The organism is Aetokthonos hydrillicola CCALA 1050 (assembly GCF_017591665.1).
In the GTDB taxonomy this organism is placed as follows: domain Bacteria; phylum Cyanobacteriota; class Cyanobacteriia; order Cyanobacteriales; family Nostocaceae; genus Aetokthonos; species Aetokthonos hydrillicola.
This window is the reverse complement of record NZ_JAAKGC010000447.1, coordinates 1-1,085: the sequence shown is the minus strand read 5'-3', so window position 1 is coordinate 1,085 and position 1,085 is coordinate 1. Positions and strand designations below refer to the sequence as shown.

Sequence of the window (1,085 nt, the reverse complement as noted above, 5' to 3'; positions counted from 1 at the left end):
GTTTACACGTTTTTGTGGGACTGTTATTAATCTTGGGTGTGTTGTGGCGATCGCGTCGTCCTGGTCATTATTCTGCTACTAAACACACCGGTATCGAAATGGCAGAAATTTACTGGCACTTCGTAGACATCATCTGGATTGTTCTCTTCACTTTACTTTACATTCTTACCTTGTTTTAAAGGTGGATTTTGCCCTCACCCAACAGGGAAAATACAACCTTAAATTGTGTATTGTGTAGGTTGGGTTGAGGAACGAAACCCAACATTTTAGGATTTTTTTGGTTTAAAGAAATGAACCAGACCTTGAAAGGGCGAACGCCGTACCCTCCGGGAAGCCATAGGCTACGCCCCTACACAATAACACAATACCTTAAGGCATCATTAATAGCGGTGCGTTACGGCGCAAATATTTGTTAATTAGTATATAACAATACGAAATAATGCGCCTAACGCACCCTACGATAATTTCATGTTTAATTTGTAAGGGCAAATGCCATTCTCCCCTACCTAATCCCCACACGTCCCAACCGTAAAATGAACACAGAAACCTTCTCCTGGTTCAACGTTCCAGAGGATATCAAAAAGTTATTGATCATGGCGGCTGAAAGTTGGGAAAACACTTCAGAATCAGAAAATTATATTAACCAAGCTTTAGCTAAAACAAGCGACCCTGACGTTTTAGTCGCAGCATATAGATACTTTTTCTACAAGAATAATTATCGTATGGCACTGATAACGGCAGTCAAAGTTAGAGATAAAATTAAAGAAATAGAGAAATTACCTGACGATTGGGATCAAGTTAAGTCAATCATAGGGACTCGAAAAGATGATCCTCATATCAGATTATTCTTAAACGCTTACAGTGCTTCTGGATTAGTATTAGCAAAGCTAGGAGAAATAGAGGAAGCTAAAAAAATCGGTTCTCAAATTCAGGAGATTGACGATAAAAACGAGTTTGGAGCGGAGCTTCTAATTAAGATTTTAACACATCCCGACGAAGATTAAACATTATGAAAGGTAGAGATTGGCTTGCGACTGGAGACGGTCAATATCAAGCCTGTGCATCTGTTAGAGATCGGAAGAGCA

General features: G+C 39.5%; 2 protein-coding genes. Both read left to right on the top strand.

Annotated features, from left to right (window positions below; translation table 11 throughout):
* Nucleotides 1-179 (top strand): cytochrome c oxidase subunit 3 (locus G4P69_RS38775; RefSeq protein WP_208355370.1); only part of this gene is annotated, 179 nt, incomplete at its 5' end.
* Nucleotides 180-533: 354 nt separating this feature from the next.
* The gene (locus G4P69_RS38770) at nucleotides 534-1,004 is read left to right on the top strand and encodes a hypothetical protein (RefSeq protein ID WP_208344616.1); all 471 of its coding nucleotides are present in this window, start codon (nucleotides 534-536) and stop codon (nucleotides 1,002-1,004) included.
* The last annotated feature ends 81 nt before the right edge of the window (nucleotides 1,005-1,085 follow it).